The organism is uncultured Tenacibaculum sp., from assembly GCF_947495995.1.
GTDB lineage: Bacteria > Bacteroidota > Bacteroidia > Flavobacteriales > Flavobacteriaceae > Polaribacter.
In genome coordinates this window covers 287,085-303,118 of record NZ_CANMAX010000004.1, presented here as the reverse complement: position 1 = coordinate 303,118, position 16,034 = coordinate 287,085, and the positions used below count along the sequence as shown (strand labels likewise).

Sequence of the window (16,034 nt, the reverse complement as noted above, 5' to 3'; positions counted from 1 at the left end):
ATTACTTTACTAATTTTTCCTTTTTCCTAAAGATATGATGCCATTTATTATCATATAACCATGAACGATTTTTTCTTGCTCCAACTGCCTCTCCAACAACTATTAAAACTGTTCTTGTTAATTTATTTTCTTTAATGATTTGTGTTAATTCTGTAAGCTTTCCAGTCCACACTTGCTCATCTTTCCAGCTTACTCTATATAAAACAGCTAAAGGAGTTTCTGGCGGATAATGTTCTAGTAATTCTCCTTGAACTTTCTTTGCAATTCCTGCACTTAGAAAAATACACATTGTCGCACGTAATTTTGCCATATCAGCAATATTCTCGTGCTCTGGAGTTGGTGTATTTCCTTCACCTCTTGTTAAAATTATAGTTTGTGCTACTTCTGGAATGGTAAATTCTGATTTTAAATATGCTGCTGCTGCTTGGAATGAAGAAATTCCAGGAACGATATAATAATCGTATCCTTTAGCATCAAAAATTGTCATTTGTTCTTGAACTGCTCCATATATTGAAGGATCTCCAGAATGCAAACGAACAATTTTCTTTCCTTGTGCATAATAATCATCTATGATATCAATTTGCTCCTCTAAAGTCATAGATGCAGAATTACGAACTAAGGCTCCTTCTTTAGCCATATGAGTTAACTCTTCTGGAACTAAACTACCTGCATATAAAATACAATCTGCAACTTCTAAAATTGCACGACCTTTTAAGGTTAATAAATCAGGATCTCCAGAACCAGCTCCAACAATTGCTATACTTGGTTTTCTAGTAAAATCAGAAACTAAACTAATTGCATAGGTGAATTTTTTACCAGAATCGGTATTTACTTTTGTCTTCTCTACCAACCATTCACTCTCATTAGCGATTAAAGCTGCTGAAGCTTCAGAAACACCATAAACTCCAACTTTTTTCTTTACTACTTCTGATGGATTTGCTACATCGATACTATTAAGTTCATCTCCATTATAGGTGATTAATGGGATGTCTAATTTGGCAACGATGTCTAAATAAGCTTGTTCTTCTGCTTTAATATCAGCAGAACCAATAGCCATTACACTTTCAATTGCCACTTGTTGTTTTTGTAGCTCTTCACGTAATATTTTCTCGAATAACTCTGGTTCGATATCCTTAGAACAACCGCTTCCTAATGCAATACATTTCGGATAAAAAGCTAATGTTGGTAAGTCTAATTGAATTAACTCATAACCTACATATAGTAAAGCTTCATGTTTATCTGTTACTACAGTATCTAAACTATAATAAATGGTCACAAAATCTGGACAAGTTTTTTCTAAAAACTCGGTTCCTTTATCTTTTACTTTTAAAACTAAAGCAATCGGTTTTCTATTAACAAATAGAGAGATAATAGCATTTAATTCGGTATTGCATTTCTGAACCCAACCATATTGTTCTGCTAACATATCTAAACTCCACAAATCTTGTAAATCACTAGATGTCGAAACAACAGAAGTTGCTTGTAAAATTCTACTTATTTGCGCTGTTAGTTCATTCGCTTTACCTACATGTCCGCTCAATACAGACTGTGCAAATTTTCCTTGATCATCAATATTAACTACAGCAGGATCTGTTTTTTTATCTTCAATTACACTTGCAATACTTCGCACACAAATACCTAAAGCTCCAACAAAAAACCAAGCGTCATATTTCTGAAATGAAGCTTCCATTAACTCCTTTACAGAATCTATCTGTTTTATATCTTTTGTTTCTTCAACTGCTCTTGTTGTAAAAACTTTACTTCTGTAAAACTCATTTTGTAATGTTTTAGCAATTTCTAATCCGTTATCTGTAAAACTGATTATTGCTACTTTTAAAACTTGTTCTGCCATATTCTTATTTCCCTTCTATTTTCACTGCTTTTAATAAGCAGATAGGATTATGTAAATCTAAGGTTAAATTTATCTCTTCTGTTAATTTCCAACCTAAGTTTTTACAGCTTTCTATAAATGATAGTCTACTAGTTTCTTTTACTGTATTCATCACAATAATAGCATTAGAAGTTATCACTTTATTTACTTTAATGAGTAACTCTTCTAATCTACCTCCATGTCCGCCTATAAAAACTGTATCTGGTTGACTATATGTTTCTATATCTTTTTCAAAAAAATCACCTATAATTCCTTGAATTCCTGGAACTCCAAATCTTTTTTGATTCTGATATAGTATTTCTTCGCATTCTTCTCTTTTTTCAAAAGCTACAACTTCTAAATTAGGATTCTTCAATTTTGCTTCAATAGCAATTGATCCTGTACAGAATCCGATATCCCAAAATACTTTTGCATTTAATATTTCTAGTAGATGTAAGGTTGTTAAACGAATTGGCATTTTAGTAATCATTTTGGGTCTATCAGGTAATCCTTTAAAATTTCCATCTTGAATTCCAAAATGCTGTTTTCTTTTCTCTATTCTGTGTAATAACACACAGTTGAGTTTATGATATTCGTAACCTAAAGCTTCTGATAATGTTAAGGTTTGAACTTTTTCATGTTCTCCTTCTAAATCTTCTCCAATACTTATTTTATAATTTGTAAATCCATATTGAAGTAATCTTTCTGCAATTGCTTTCGGATTTTTATCCGAATCCGTTAATACACCAATTAAACTTTTTTGTTGTATTAATGCTGCATCTAATGCTTTCCATGTTCTACCATGAACACTAACCGCTATTAACTCATTACTATTGGTATTAGTTTTATTGGCTAACAATTGAACTGAACTAAAATAAGGCTCAGTATGGATTACAGCATTTGGGTATTTGTTCTGAAGCGTGTTTGAAAAACCATAAAATAATGGATTTCCAGAAGCAAAAATAACAACATTGGTTTGTGTATTTCCATACTCCTGAAATATTGTTGACATCGGACTTTTGATGTATATCCATTGGTAATTTTTGGGAAGTATATCTTTTACCAACTCTAAATGACGTTTACCTCCACTGAAAACAGTAGTATTTTCAATCAACTTCTTTTGTTCTTCTGAAAAAACAGGTTGCTTATTTCCTATACCGATTACATGAAATATCATTTATATTTTTCTTGAATTACAACTTCATGCTGAAGTTTTTTATAATCCCACTTTTTAATTTCTAATTCAGGTTTATTATAGAACTTATCTGTATAACCGAAACATAAATACCCTATTAATTGATTTTCTTTAGGAGCATTTAGAATATCTTTCACCTTTTCAGGATCTAAAATACTCACCCAACCCATGCCAATGTTTAGGGATCTTGCCATTAACCACATATTTTGAATCGCACAAACTACGCTGTATTTCCCCATATTAGGCATACTTGTTTGTCCTAATACCGGTTCTTTTGTAGGTTTGTAAAACACAGCAATATTCAATGGAGACTCGGTAATTCCTTCTAACTTTAATCGAATATATTTTTGTTGCTTTTCATCTGAAAACTGAGCTATGGCTTTTTCATTTTCTTCTTGAAATGAACCACGTATCGCATCTTTTGTTTTTTTATCATAAATGATAACAAATTCCCAAGGTTGCGAAAACCCGACAGATGGTGCTGCTAAAGCTGCTTGCAATATTCTATTTACATCCTCTTCTGAAATAGGATCTTTCTTAAAATAATTTCCTCTAACATCTCTACGATGCAATAAGATTTCTTCTAGAATCTGTTGCTCTTCTTCATTAAAAAAACGTTGTGTTTCGTTTTCCATCTTTAGGATAATTCTAATTTAGAAACTTCATCTAAAGTAAAAGCTGCATTTACAATAGCAGCTGCAAAATTACTTCCACCACGTCGCTCTGTAATTAGCGCAAACGAAGTTTCTTTTTGCATTTTTAAACGTTCTTTAGATTCTATCACATTTATAAATCCTACTGGCGCCCCAACAATTCCTATTGGTTGTATTGTTCCTTCATTAACTTGATCTACAATTTCAATCAAGGCCGTTGGTGCATTTCCTATTACAAATAATGCGTTTGGATATTTTTTCGCAGCACGTTTAATACCAGCTTGAGATCTGGTTAATCCTTCTTCTGCTGCTAACTTTAGTGTTTCTTCATCGTTTAATAAACAAACAACTTCATTATTATATTTTCCTGTAAAAGCTCTAGTGATTCCTGCTTTTACCATAGTTACATCTGTTACAATTACTCCACCATTCTTCAAATAATCATTCCATTTTTCAATAGCTCCTTCGGAGGTTTCTATATAGTTGATATAGTCGAAATCTCCCGAAGTATGAATACAACGAATTGCTGCCCATAAATGATCTTTATCTAGATTGTTCTCTGGTAAATTTTCTACAATTTCTCTAAAACTTGCATCCTGAATTTCTTGTCCGGTTTCAGGTTTTCTATTTAAATATCCTCTTGGCGTAATTAAATGATCTTTATATCTAAATGTTTGACTATTACCTATCAAAACTACACTAAACATATCTACATCTTCTACATTTAATTCACCTAAGGTTGTAATTTCTATATTTTCTTCAGTTCTTCCTAATTGCTTACAAATAGCTACTGGAGTTGAGGTTTCTCTATGCTCTAAATAAATATTCTTTAAAGCTTGTAACTGCCAATACCTCTTCTTACTTCTTGGGTTATATAAACCTGTAACAAAATCACCTTGAGCTGCTGCTTTTATTCTCTTTTCAATAGTTGTCCAAGGTGTCATTAAATCAGACAGAGAAATACAACAAAAATCATGACCTAAAATTGCTCCTAGTTTACTTCCCGCTGTTATAAATGCTGAAATACCTGGGACAGTTTCGACTGGAATTTCTAATTTTTGTTCTGCAACTTTCTGATATACTATTGAAGCCATTGCATAAATACTAGCATCTCCAGAACCAATAACAATAACATTTTCTCCTTTTAGAGCATGTTCAATTGCTATTTCTGCTCTTTTTTCTTCTTCGCTCAACTCTTTTCCAATACAAACTGCATTTGGATCTATTAAATGTTGAATGAATTGAAAATAGTAATGATACCCAATAATTACTGTTGCTTTTGTAATTGCTTCAGCAGCCATAGGAATCATATATTGTTGATGTCCTGGACCTATTCCAACAACTTTAATCATTTGTTTTGTTGTTTTTTATAATTAAAAGAGAGAAATACGGTATTTCTCTCTCTGAAATTTCTTGTAAGTTCGTAGTAATATATTCTTGAGCTGTTCCTAAACGTTCACAATAGTAAAATTGCCATGATTGTGCTTTCAATTGGTCGTAAAAATGTTCCCAACTTGTTTTTACTTTCATTAATACCAAAGTATCTACACTATTAAAGTATGTTGTGATTTCTTCAATAGTTTTTACTCTTGGCACTATGGCAATTTTATCGTTTAAAAGACTTAATGGTATTTGATGCTTTGCTGCTCCTAAACTAAATGAATTAATTCCTGGTATTAACGAAATAGGCACATTTAATTCTTGCAAATGTTCCATGATGTAAGTGAAAGAAGCATATAAACTTAAATCTCCTTCACAAACAATAGCTACTTTCTTTCCTTTAGCAGCTAATTTCTGAATTTCAAAAGCTGTAGTTTCATAAACTTTTTTTGATTGCGATCTGTTATCAGACATTTCTAAATAGAACCCTCTAAGATCTTTATCTCTTAAGTTATGATATTCTAGTAACGGATAAACGAAACTCTTTTGTACACCTTTAAATGTTGAACCTGGATAAAATATAACATCACTTTCTTGTAAAATACGTAATGCTTTTATGGTTAACAATTCTGGATCACCTGGGCCTAAAGCCACTCCATATACCATAGATTATTTTTTCTTCTTTCGTTTATAAAGAAATAATTGCCATTTTTCTTCAGCTACACCTTCTTTATCCATTTCTGCTCTAGACATTGTAAAAAATAAATCAGATAATCTATTTACATATGCCATTACATATTCTTCTACACTATCTGGGTCTTCTTGCATTAAAGTAACCAAAGTACGTTCTCCTCTACGGATTTGAGTTCTACATACATGACATAAAGCAGAAATTTCGTTTCCTCCTGGTAAAATAAAATAATCTGAAGGTGAACTAATACCTGCTTCTAAAGCATCTAACCATTCTTCACAGAAATCTGCACCATCAATTGGTTTTGGATTTGGATTTTCTTTTTTAGAATCTGATGGACGTGCTAAATGTGACATCATATCCATCATATCCTTTTGAATACGATGTAAATTAGTTTGCCATTCGTGTTCTGGACCTAACTTTGCTCTTAATAAACCGATCGTAGAATTCACCTCATCTAAAGTTCCAATGCATTCAATTCTTGCTGAATTTTTATACGTACGTTTTCCTCCAAAAACTCCAGTTTTTCCTGCATCGCCTTTTCTAGTATATATCTTCATTTATTAAGCTGTTACAGTTAATTTATTTTCGATTGCTTTCTCTAAATCGCTTTCAACTAATTGTTCTCCAATAATTACTAAACGAGTTCCTCTAGTTTCTCCGTCTTTCCACTTTCTATCGAAATAATTTTCAAATCTACTTGCCACACCTTGAACAATCATACGCATTGGTTTGTTTGGCACATCTATAAATCCTTTAATTCTATAGATTTCAAACTCTGCAACAAGCTCTTCTAAAGCTTTTATTAATTGTTTCGGAGTATGTGGTGTTTTAACAGATAATACTAATGAATTAATTGTATCATCATGATCGTGATCATGATGGTGGTGATCATGATCGTGGTCATGATGATGGTGATGTCCGTGGTGATTATGATCATGGTCGTGATGGTGATGTGCTTCGTGATGTGAATGCTTTTCTTCAATGAAATCTTCAGATTTCGCATCTAAGCCTAATAAAACATCAACAGGAATATCTCCTTTTACACCAGATATTATCTTAATTTGATTTCCAATTTTATTCTGAATAATATCTCTTACTTCATTGAATTTTTCCCCATCTATTAAATCTGACTTTGTCATGATTACTAAGTCCGCACATGATAATTGATCTTCAAATAATTCTTCAATTGAAGACTCGTGATCTAAACTATCATCTGCCAAACGTTGCTCTTGAACTTTGGCTCTATCGCAAATTTCTCCAGTAGCTTGACCAACACTATCTACAACAGTTACCACTGCATCTACGGTTATTTGAGGTTTTAAATCTGGCCAATTAAATGCTCTTACTAATGGTTTTGGTAAAGCCAATCCAGAAGTTTCTATGATAATATGATCAATTTGATCTTTACGTTCCATTAATTGAAGCATTGTTGGTAAAAACTCTTCTTGTACAGTACAACAAAGACAACCATTACTTAATTCTAAAATATTTTCTTCTTCACATCCACAATCGTTTCCTTTTAGAATTTCTCCATCCATTCCTAATTCACCGAATTCATTTACGATTATGGCTAAACGTCTACCGTTCGCATTTTTTGCTATTTGATGAATTAATGTTGTTTTACCCGATCCTAGAAATCCGGTTATTATAGTTACTGGTATTTTATTTGTAAGCATGGTGTTTTCAGATTTATTTGAGTCAAAAATAAGGGTTTTATCTTTCTTTGAAAAGAAAAGCTTTTCCTCCTTAGCACTGCTTATTTCCTGCTATTTTTTTCATTATGATTTGAGTCATAAACCTACTGTGCATTGCATCATAATTTTGCCAAAGTATTAATCCCATACAATGATAGAATTATATCAGAAAATCATCGGTTTTATTATAACTGCTTTATGTTTTATTAGTATTTATTGGACACATAGTTACTTATTCAAGACTGAACAAAATACTTTAATTATAGCTTCTTTCGGAGCTTCTGGAGTATTAGCTTTTTCAGAACAAAAAGGCACTCAATCGTTTATCAAAATGTTTACAAGTTCTGTAATTGCAGCTTTTTTAGGAGTTTTTTTTAATCAGTTAGATATTGCTGTTGTTCTAAAAATAACTCTAGCTATAAGTACTTGTATATTGATAATTAATCTTTTCAATATTAATTATCCTCCAGCTGGTGCAATTTCAATAATACCTATGATTTCTAGTTCTGAAATTAAAGCACTAGGATACATATTTCTTGTCTATCCAACACTCACGGGATTAATAATCATTTATTCTTTTTCATTATTAAAAAACAAGATTAACACCACTTATTATGGCAAGTAAAAAAACAATAGAAATTGTAAAATCTACAGCTCCAGTTTTAGAGCAACACGGAGAAGCAATTACAAAATTATTTTACCAATTTTTATTTACAAATCATCCTGAATTAAAAGATGTATTTAATATGACACATCAGCAAAAAGGAACACAGCAAAAAGTATTAGCTAACGCAATTTTTCAGTATGCTGTTCATATAGACAAACTAGAAATGATGAAAGGCGCTGTAGAATCGATAGCTCAAAAACACACTAGTTTAGCTATACCAAAAGAAGCCTATCCTATTGTTGGAAAATATTTACTAATCGCAATTAAAGAAGTTTTAGGAACCGCAGCAACTTCAGAAATTATGAATGCATGGAAAGAAGCTTATAATGACTTATCAGCTATTTTTATTCAACGTGAAGAAGATATTTATAGTGAACGAGAACAATACAGAGGTGGATATAGAGGCTCTAAAGAATTTTTAGTAACGAAAAAAGTAAAGGAAAGTGATGTAATTACTTCTTTCTACTTGAAAAGAAAAGACGGAGAATCAGTTCCTCCATTCATTCCTGGTCAGTATATTGCATTAACTGTTGATATTCCTAACACAACTCATAAACACACTAGAAATTATAGTTTATCAGATTCAAACGAAAAAGACTATTTAAGGATTAGCGTTAAAAAAGAATCAGGAAACCCAGAAGGAATAGTTTCTAACTATTTACATGATAAAATTAATGAAGGAGATATTTTAGAGTTAGGAATGCCGTCTGGAGAATTTACTTTAAAGGAAACTGAAAAACCTATAGTTTTAATTAGTGGAGGAATTGGTGTAACACCTCTTATGAGTATATTTAAAAAAGCTTCTACAAGAGAGAGTCAAAAAATCACATTCATTCAGTGTGTTTTAAATAGTGATACTCATGCTTTTTCTGAAGAAATACATGAATTATTAAATGAAAATATTACAACTAAAACTGTTTATTCTTTACCATTAAAAGAAGATATTTTAAAAAAAGACTATGATTATAAAGGGTATTTAACTTCTGAGATATTTGAAGACTTAAATATTAGTCCAGATAGTTACTTTTACTTTTGTGGTCCTACTCCTTTTATGGCTAATACTTTATCGATTTTAGAAAATTTGGGTGTAAAATCAGAGCAGATTCATTATGAGTTTTTTGGTCCTATTGAAGAACTTTCTCTTTCGCTTGCTTAATCATCTGTAATTAACAACAACAAAAAAGCCTTACTAGTTTTAGTAAGGCTTATTGTGATCGCGACAGGATTCGAACCTGTTGGTGTTTTATTAATATTAACAGTGTTTATAAATTGATATCTATTTTATTCTCTCTTAATATCACCCTTTCATTATTTAATTTAGTCATACTTTCTAAATCTTCCTTGACCATCATAGCCAATGAATAAGCCATATTAACAGGTACAGCATTCCCTATCATTTTATATCCTGCAGCAACTTTTGTATAAATAAACTTAAAGTCATCAGGAAATGTCTGAATTCTAGCACATTCTCTTACTGATAACCTCCTATATAAATTCTCAAATCCTGGAGCAAAAATTTGTTTATCTTTCTCTAACTTTATCATTTTTGGAGCATTCGGATGTATTGGTGCATGCCTTGCTCCTGCTTGAATGGTGAAAGATTGTTCTTCCCAAGTTCTTACTCGATTTCTAGACATATAAATCGTAGAATAAGAACCAATAAAATACTCATGATTTAAAATATTACAACTATCTAAATTGCTATAGTTCTTATCTAAAGCAGGTATTGCATTATCTTTTAAATCCCATATTACATCTTCTAGAGCTACTACAGAATTATTAATCTTTGGAAATTTAAATACTCTATTATTAGTTTTATTTTTATTGTAACCAATAAAAATTACTCGTTTCCTATCTTGTGGAACATTAAAGTCCTTAGCATTTAACAACTTATACACAACATTATAACCAGCTCCTTCAAAACTACTTATAATATTTTTTAAGGCATTAGAATGCCTAGGAGCTAATATACCTGAAACATTTTCAGCTAAAAAGAATGTGGGTTGCTTATCTTCTAATATCCTTATAAAATCAAAAAAGAGTTTACCCCGTTTATCATCTATACCTTTATGAGAACCTGCTGCACTCCAACTTTGACAAGGAGGACCTCCTATTATACCCTCACAGTCAGGAACTTCTTTAGATTGAACATCAACAATACTTCTTCTATCCAATACTGTATCAGGATGGTTAAATTCATATGTAGACCAAATTTCTTTATCAAACTCATTTGCCCATACTATATCATAACCAGCCTTTTGAAATCCGAGATCCAATCCTCCAGCTCCAGAAAAAAATGATACTACTTTCATGTTAAAAATTAATTTTCAAAATTATATATTTACCTACTAAATCTCACTATTAAATTAAAAAAAATCTATGGCTAATAAATCAGACTCTGCTGGAAAACTTCATCAATTCTTTACCTGTATTTATTTAAACGAAAAATTTCCTGATGCAATATTAGACTCTCCTTTAAATGATAATAATAAACTAAAAGAACATTCTGAACTTTTTTTAGAAAACGAAATACTTTCTATTAAAAAAATAGGAAAATTAAGTGCTGAGCTTATTTGTGACCATGTAAATAATGATATTGTAGAAATCAATGACATAGGTGTAAATTCTGGTGCAACTGGAAACACTATAACTGACGATATAAAAGTTAAAAGTATAGATAATTCCTTTAATGCATATTCGTTAAAATGTGCTAAAAACTTAAGACAGATACTTTCAAAAAATATGGGAGCTAAAAGTCTTTTAGAAAAATATTTTAACGCAAAAAATGAGCAACTTAGTTTCAACAATAAATTTGACGGTTATTACATTGATTTTTTAAACTCAATACTTAACACTAATGAAACAAATATCTCTATACTCAAGAAAAAAATTGATAATAATGCAATTAACGTTGGATTAACTAAAGCTCGTTTTGCTGATAAAATCTATTCACATGCTAATGAAAGTAGAACAAATTTTTTAAGACTGTTGAGAGATGAACTAGGTTCTACTATTAAACAACTTAACAAAAGTCAAATTTTGAATGCGTGTAATTTAATTTTAGATTCAGGAAAAAATCATATCATCGCAGAATACAACTATAACAAAGAGAAAGCAAGCCTTGATGTAATACCTTGGCAAGAAAGTCAAAATTATATAATTAACAAAAGAGGAAATGACTCTATAACTATATCAATATCAAGATATACAATTGGTTTCAGATTTAAATTTGAAAGTGGAATTACAAGCTCAATTAAGCTTGTGGGCGACTATAAAAAGGATAAATAGATTTTAAAATCGTTAGACGAATTAAATTACTAAAAATAAAATATTCAATAAAACAAAAAGAGGAGTGATTAACACTCCTCTCAATTATAACTAATTTATTCATAGCTCCATTTAAATTCTCCGCATTTGTTGCGTTCTCCTCTACAAACTTTTGCAATGCTTGTTCTATTAAAACCAGTATAACTAGACGCTTCAGCTACAGAGTCAAATACTCCAATACATTCATCATTTAAAGAATATTGAAAAACTTTTTTTGTTCTTCTATCCTCTATTTTAGAACTCTCAAAGGAATCATTATAACTCCATACGAAACCTTTATAGATATTACTAGTTAAACAAGCACGACTAATTTGCTGTTTGTTAGATGTTACTTTTGCAGCTGCATCATTTAAACTATCAAATTGATCTAATAGGACTCCTTCCTTAGAATATTGATATACAATCTTGGAAAAGCCACCTCCACAATCTGAATTGTAGCCTTTAAGCTTAGAATTGTATTCTACAATATAACTCTTTTCCTTAAAAGCTAACTCTTCTAAATTAGAGGCTGTATCTATCTGTTCCCATCTAAAATTATCAAATCCATAAGTATTAATTGCATTGTAAAACTTTCTATTATTATGAACAGTAGATTTGTATTTATGATCTTTAACTCTCTCTTTTAGAGATTTTGTACTAGCACCTATATATACCTCATTTGTAAGTATATTAGTTGCCTTGTACACAATAAAAGTATTAGTTTCAATTTTAGACTCTAACTCTTTAATTCTATCAATTAAAAGATCTTTTTCCCAGTACTCAAACTTTAATACAGGAGGAATACCTAATAACTTATGACATTCTTCTAACATTACTTTTTTTACAACATCTCTATATTTTACTGTAGTTGCAATACTATCATGTATTGGAAAAATAGGTATTTCAGGATGCTCCTGCTCTATTTTCTTACACAAAACATCAATTACAACATAACTTTCTATAGATTGTAGTAATCTTGGCAATATTGTCTTATCTCCTTTTTTAATTAAATTAAAGAACCTATATACGTGAGGAAAAATTTCAGAAAAAAGTTTTTTAGGTTTTGCATCAGGTTGTCCAATAAACTGATTTGAAGTAAAAAGTACTTGAAATATTGCTTTTTTAACATCATTTCTTGTACTAAACTCAAAGCCAATTTTTTTAAACTTCTCTTGCAAAACCTCATACAATCTTCCTTGACATGCTAGGTCAACAAACTCAATAATATCCTCTGTTACATCAGGGGATTCAATATCTCCTAACATAATGTAAAGATTATTATTTTTAATATTTGATATATTAAATACATTGTTATTTGTTGAAGAAAGTTTTTGGCTTTTTTTCCAAAAATCTGATTTAAATAATATAGAACTGAAATATGGTTGAGAATTAGTTATATCAATGTTTACTAATTTTTGACCATCATAAGTAATAGCATTTCTTAGTATACTGCTGACATTCGTTAAATTTGAATGAAATCTGTAGACATTACTATCTCGTTTCAGAAAAAACTGTTTTGTATAAATTTTACTTAGAGATATAAAAGAGCTATTATATTGATTTAAAGGTATCCTGTACGCTTTTTTTATCATATCATAGTCTCTCAATTCTGGAAACATTATTTTTAATTCATACTCCCTATCTAAGAATTCTTTACAAGCTGTATAATCAATTTTTAATTTATCGTTATACCACTTTGTAAGATAATCTAAGCCATCTAGTGTAACCTCAGATTTTTTAATATCCTTATCTATAGCTTTACTCAAGCTAATATCAGTTACATCAACCGTTTTCAAAAACGTGTTATAACCATTTTCAAAACGATACCCTCTAGATTTCAAATTATTTACATAAGAATTATCTGATTTAACAATTCGTAAATCATCTATCAAGTAATTCAAATAATCTTTATAATTCTGAATTTTCTTTTGCAATAAACTAGCGTTTATTGGTGTATAATCTTCAAAAAGTAAATCTTTATTTGAAACTCTTAACTCAGATATTAAGGATAAAATATACTTTAATTTATCTAACTTAAATGGTTTAAAATTTGGTGGATTTTTTTGCGCTAAATACTCTAAATCTAAATTTTTAGGTACAAATAATTTATTATTCTTCTCTATCATATTCTTAATCATTATGAATAATAATTTAGTTACTAGTTTATTAACCCTTATAAACTTATTTAATGAACTTTTACAAAACTGGGTTATACTAAAATAGAAATTTTGTAAGATTCTCGTTTTTACCTTTATAGTACATACAATAAGCTAAAATTAATTGTACTATATAAACTTGAAGGCATTACCAAAATCATGATTAATGTAAAAAAACTTTTGTAATTAATAACGAAGTTTTAACTTAAAAAATCAATACCATCTACTAAACTAAAAGAATCTTAAAGTGAGAATAATAAAATGCCTGATTATGAATTAGAAAAACTGTTATTAAATCAGGGGTTACCTTTACTTTATCTACCAGAACAAATTCTCCCTTTTTAATATGCCCAATTTTATCAACTGCCATTACTTTAAAAGGACACTTTAAAACAATTAACTCATTGTACCATGTTACTACCAACAACTCATTTGAATTTGTGTATTGTAGTTGTTCTATTAATTCATTTTCTCTCATCGCATATAATCACAAAAGAGCTATAAAATATGTTGCAAGTACCAATTAGCAGACTTATTCTGAAGAGAGTTCCCTATGTTTTGAACAAACTCGTACGTATTGACATTCCGCTCTAAGTTACTGTCTATGTAAGACGATTTATTAGCTTCTGTGAATAAGTTGTACAAATTCCATAAATTCAAATCATTATTCTCTGAGCACCTAAAATTAGGATCCTTGTAATACCCTTTGACTACTGAGGTAATTTGTGAATCTGTAAGCTGAATTGGAAACTTGTCTTTTTTATTACTTTTACGCAAAAAGTGGTACAGTTTCATTTTCCCTACAAGATGTGCAAACTCAAATTCATTTAATGAGAACTTATGCATTCTTTCCATATTTCCTAGATGAGCTTCTTGATTATAATTCGTTACAAGCTCATAAATCGTCTGTTGTAACTCTGAAATACCACTGACTCTAATCTCTGATTTCAAACCATCTGTACTGATACAAAGGTTTGTACATACCGTATTTTTAAACCCTATAAAAACCTTGAATTTCTCAATGGTCTTTTTGGAGTATAAATTCTCTTGATTGTAGGCTCTAACACCGCCTATTGTTAGGTTCAGAACTTGATTATTCACGACAATTTGCTTGTTAGGAATCTCAAACATGAATGCCATCCTCTCATAGTATATTGTTTTTTCATGTTCTAGGAGCTCTCTTGCAGGCTTATTTATCGCACTTGGAACTCTACCTTTAATTTGATGAGAAACTCTTATATTGGGCGTATTAATAGATGTAGAGAAAAGAGATGTTGCAACTTCATGGGTAGCGTTTATAAAATCATAGTGAGAAATGGTCGTTTCATTGTCTTTTGCAAAAACGGGAATAATACAATCTCTCTTTATGTGATCTAAGCTAACCGCTGTGGTATTGGCTTCTATAAATTTACTAGGTGTTGGTGTTCCTTGAACTATTTGTGATACATCTTGTATCATTTCTATAGGGTTTGTATTAGTTATTAATTCCATTGTCTAAGGTTTTAACGATTTGATGTTCTGTGATTATTTGGTTATTTAAATTTTCAATAACCTCTTTACGTTTTACAATTGCTTCGTGCAACTCCTTTTGTAGCACATGATATTTTTTATAAAGATGTCTGAGTCCATCTACTGTTGTACATTTTGCAATCTCTGATAGTGCCTGTTCTATGGAGATTCCTTGATTACACCATGCTATTAGTTTCTCTCCTGTTTCTTTGGTTATTACAAACTCTGGATGATCCATAAAAAGCCCTGTTCTGTCTTTACTGGCTTTGGCTAAATGCTGATCGTTTATCAGTTCAAAATTCACTGTGAGTTCATACTCAAAACCTTCTCTTGTAATTTCTTTAGTACCATGTTTTACTACTTTAGTTCTACCACTTTTTCCTATATCTAACGAGTAGTCTATTTTTCTCCTTGCTGTTGTAATTATATGGCATTTTGAGTCGAGGATAGCTTCTATAAAAGCATTATGACGAGGAGTAATTTTTGCCCAATCTTGGAATCTTCCTCCCAATTGTTCGTGTAATTGTAAACATCCTCCTTTTCCGTTCCACTCATGAGTAATACTGTCGATAATGACAACCTCTATCTCTGAGTTTTCACAGAGTTGAATAGCTTCAATATATCGTTCAGGGCTATAAGGTTGTTGTAAGTTGATGACGTTATAATCTCCCAAATGAGAATATAAACTAGCACTTTTATTTTCTGTATCAATGACTGCTATTTTAGTCCAATCTTGTGTCATTCCATAAGCCAATAATAGCGCGGAATGTGTTTTTCCAAATCCGCTTGCTCCTGATATACCTAATCGTAATTTTACTTGATAGCGTTCTGCTTTTTGTATTTGCATAATTTTAGTTGTTTAGTTTTTATAATTTTTAGCGAGTATAACTTCTAATCAAAGCATAAAAAA

At 30.5% G+C, this 16,034-nt stretch carries 14 protein-coding genes; 3 read left to right on the top strand and 11 right to left on the bottom strand.

The window, feature by feature from the left end; translation table 11 throughout:
- Position 1: 1 nt before the first annotated feature.
- The 7 genes from cobM to cobW are packed head-to-tail and all read right to left on the bottom strand — an operon-like array spanning position 2 to position 7,468.
- Positions 2–1,852 (bottom strand): precorrin-4 C(11)-methyltransferase, encoded by a 1,851-nt coding sequence (gene cobM, locus Q1A15_RS13685; protein ID WP_299624876.1) that lies wholly within the window; start codon positions 1,850–1,852, stop codon positions 2–4.
- A 4-nt stretch (positions 1,853–1,856) separates the two neighbouring features.
- Entirely contained in the window at positions 1,857–3,047 is a 1,191-nt protein-coding gene (gene cbiE / locus Q1A15_RS13680; protein WP_299624873.1) for a precorrin-6y C5,15-methyltransferase (decarboxylating) subunit CbiE, read from the bottom strand.
- Entirely contained in the window at positions 3,044–3,700 is a 657-nt protein-coding gene (gene bluB, locus Q1A15_RS13675) for a 5,6-dimethylbenzimidazole synthase (RefSeq protein WP_299624870.1), read from the bottom strand. Before bluB ends, cbiE begins: the two co-directional genes overlap by 4 nt.
- 2 nt (positions 3,701–3,702) lie before the next feature.
- Positions 3,703–5,070 carry a precorrin-3B C(17)-methyltransferase gene (gene cobJ / locus Q1A15_RS13670; RefSeq protein ID WP_299624867.1) on the bottom strand — a complete coding sequence of 456 codons (1,368 nt, stop codon included), beginning with the start codon at positions 5,068–5,070 and terminating at the stop codon, positions 3,703–3,705.
- The gene (gene cobI / locus Q1A15_RS13665) at positions 5,063–5,764 is read right to left on the bottom strand and encodes a precorrin-2 C(20)-methyltransferase (RefSeq protein WP_299624864.1); all 702 of its coding nucleotides are present in this window, start codon (positions 5,762–5,764) and stop codon (positions 5,063–5,065) included. Before cobI ends, cobJ begins: the two co-directional genes overlap by 8 nt.
- A 3-nt stretch (positions 5,765–5,767) precedes the next feature.
- Positions 5,768–6,349 (bottom strand): cob(I)yrinic acid a,c-diamide adenosyltransferase, encoded by a 582-nt coding sequence (locus Q1A15_RS13660; RefSeq protein ID WP_299624861.1) that lies wholly within the window; start codon positions 6,347–6,349, stop codon positions 5,768–5,770.
- A gap of 3 nt (positions 6,350–6,352) precedes the next feature.
- Positions 6,353–7,468: a cobalamin biosynthesis protein CobW gene (cobW, locus tag Q1A15_RS13655; RefSeq protein ID WP_299624858.1), complete on the bottom strand. Its 1,116-nt coding sequence runs from the start codon at positions 7,466–7,468 to the stop codon at positions 6,353–6,355.
- Positions 7,469–7,637: 169 nt separating this feature from the next.
- Here cobW and Q1A15_RS13650 point away from each other — a divergent pair, with 169 nt between their 5' ends.
- On the top strand, positions 7,638–8,111 hold the full coding sequence (locus tag Q1A15_RS13650; protein WP_299624855.1) for an HPP family protein: 474 nt from the start codon (positions 7,638–7,640) through the stop codon (positions 8,109–8,111).
- A complete protein-coding gene (hmpA, locus tag Q1A15_RS13645; protein ID WP_299624852.1) occupies positions 8,101–9,309 on the top strand; it encodes an NO-inducible flavohemoprotein in 1,209 nt (402 codons plus the stop codon). The genes Q1A15_RS13650 and hmpA overlap by 11 nt, the downstream gene beginning before the upstream one ends.
- A gap of 106 nt (positions 9,310–9,415) precedes the next feature.
- Here hmpA and Q1A15_RS13640 read toward each other — a convergent pair whose 3' ends face one another.
- Positions 9,416–10,465, bottom strand: coding sequence for a DNA cytosine methyltransferase (locus tag Q1A15_RS13640; RefSeq protein WP_299624849.1), 1,050 nt, complete (start codon positions 10,463–10,465; stop codon positions 9,416–9,418).
- A 67-nt stretch (positions 10,466–10,532) separates the two neighbouring features.
- Between Q1A15_RS13640 and Q1A15_RS13635 the strand changes: the two genes are divergently transcribed.
- Positions 10,533–11,441, top strand: coding sequence for a hypothetical protein (locus tag Q1A15_RS13635; protein WP_299624846.1), 909 nt, complete (start codon positions 10,533–10,535; stop codon positions 11,439–11,441).
- 95 nt (positions 11,442–11,536) lie between these two features.
- Here Q1A15_RS13635 and Q1A15_RS13630 read toward each other — a convergent pair whose 3' ends face one another.
- The 3 genes from Q1A15_RS13630 to Q1A15_RS13620 all read right to left on the bottom strand — a co-directional run bounded on the left by Q1A15_RS13630 (position 11,537) and on the right by Q1A15_RS13620 (position 15,971).
- On the bottom strand, positions 11,537–13,597 hold the full coding sequence (locus Q1A15_RS13630) for an NUMOD1 domain-containing DNA-binding protein (RefSeq protein ID WP_299624843.1): 2,061 nt from the start codon (positions 13,595–13,597) through the stop codon (positions 11,537–11,539).
- Positions 13,598–14,113: 516 nt separating this feature from the next.
- Positions 14,114–15,106, bottom strand: coding sequence for a DUF3871 family protein (locus tag Q1A15_RS13625; protein WP_299624840.1), 993 nt, complete (start codon positions 15,104–15,106; stop codon positions 14,114–14,116).
- Complete coding sequence (locus Q1A15_RS13620; protein ID WP_299624837.1) at positions 15,090–15,971, bottom strand: AAA family ATPase; 882 nt, start codon at positions 15,969–15,971, stop codon at positions 15,090–15,092. Before Q1A15_RS13620 ends, Q1A15_RS13625 begins: the two co-directional genes overlap by 17 nt.
- Positions 15,972–16,034: the final 63 nt, after the last annotated feature.

What these genes read in the sequence shown, in the direction of transcription:
- Q1A15_RS13620 (WP_299624837.1), bottom strand. Translation starts at nt 15,971, where the DNA reads ATGCAAATACAAAAAGCAGAACGCTATCAAGTAAAATTACGATTAGGT.
- cobJ (WP_299624867.1), bottom strand. Translation starts at nt 5,070, where the DNA reads ATGATTAAAGTTGTTGGAATAGGTCCAGGACATCAACAATATATGATT.
- cbiE (WP_299624873.1), bottom strand. Translation starts at nt 3,047, where the DNA reads ATGATATTTCATGTAATCGGTATAGGAAATAAGCAACCTGTTTTTTCA.
- Q1A15_RS13630 (WP_299624843.1), bottom strand. Translation starts at nt 13,597, where the DNA reads ATGATTAAGAATATGATAGAGAAGAATAATAAATTATTTGTACCTAAA.
- bluB (WP_299624870.1), bottom strand. Translation starts at nt 3,700, where the DNA reads ATGGAAAACGAAACACAACGTTTTTTTAATGAAGAAGAGCAACAGATT.
- cobW (WP_299624858.1), bottom strand. Translation starts at nt 7,468, where the DNA reads ATGCTTACAAATAAAATACCAGTAACTATAATAACCGGATTTCTAGGA.
- cobI (WP_299624864.1), bottom strand. Translation starts at nt 5,764, where the DNA reads ATGGTATATGGAGTGGCTTTAGGCCCAGGTGATCCAGAATTGTTAACC.
- Q1A15_RS13635 (WP_299624846.1), top strand. Translation starts at nt 10,533, where the DNA reads ATGGCTAATAAATCAGACTCTGCTGGAAAACTTCATCAATTCTTTACC.
- Q1A15_RS13625 (WP_299624840.1), bottom strand. Translation starts at nt 15,106, where the DNA reads ATGGAATTAATAACTAATACAAACCCTATAGAAATGATACAAGATGTA.
- Q1A15_RS13640 (WP_299624849.1), bottom strand. Translation starts at nt 10,465, where the DNA reads ATGAAAGTAGTATCATTTTTTTCTGGAGCTGGAGGATTGGATCTCGGA.
- hmpA (WP_299624852.1), top strand. Translation starts at nt 8,101, where the DNA reads ATGGCAAGTAAAAAAACAATAGAAATTGTAAAATCTACAGCTCCAGTT.
- Q1A15_RS13650 (WP_299624855.1), top strand. Translation starts at nt 7,638, where the DNA reads ATGATAGAATTATATCAGAAAATCATCGGTTTTATTATAACTGCTTTA.
- cobM (WP_299624876.1), bottom strand. Translation starts at nt 1,852, where the DNA reads ATGGCAGAACAAGTTTTAAAAGTAGCAATAATCAGTTTTACAGATAAC.
- Q1A15_RS13660 (WP_299624861.1), bottom strand. Translation starts at nt 6,349, where the DNA reads ATGAAGATATATACTAGAAAAGGCGATGCAGGAAAAACTGGAGTTTTT.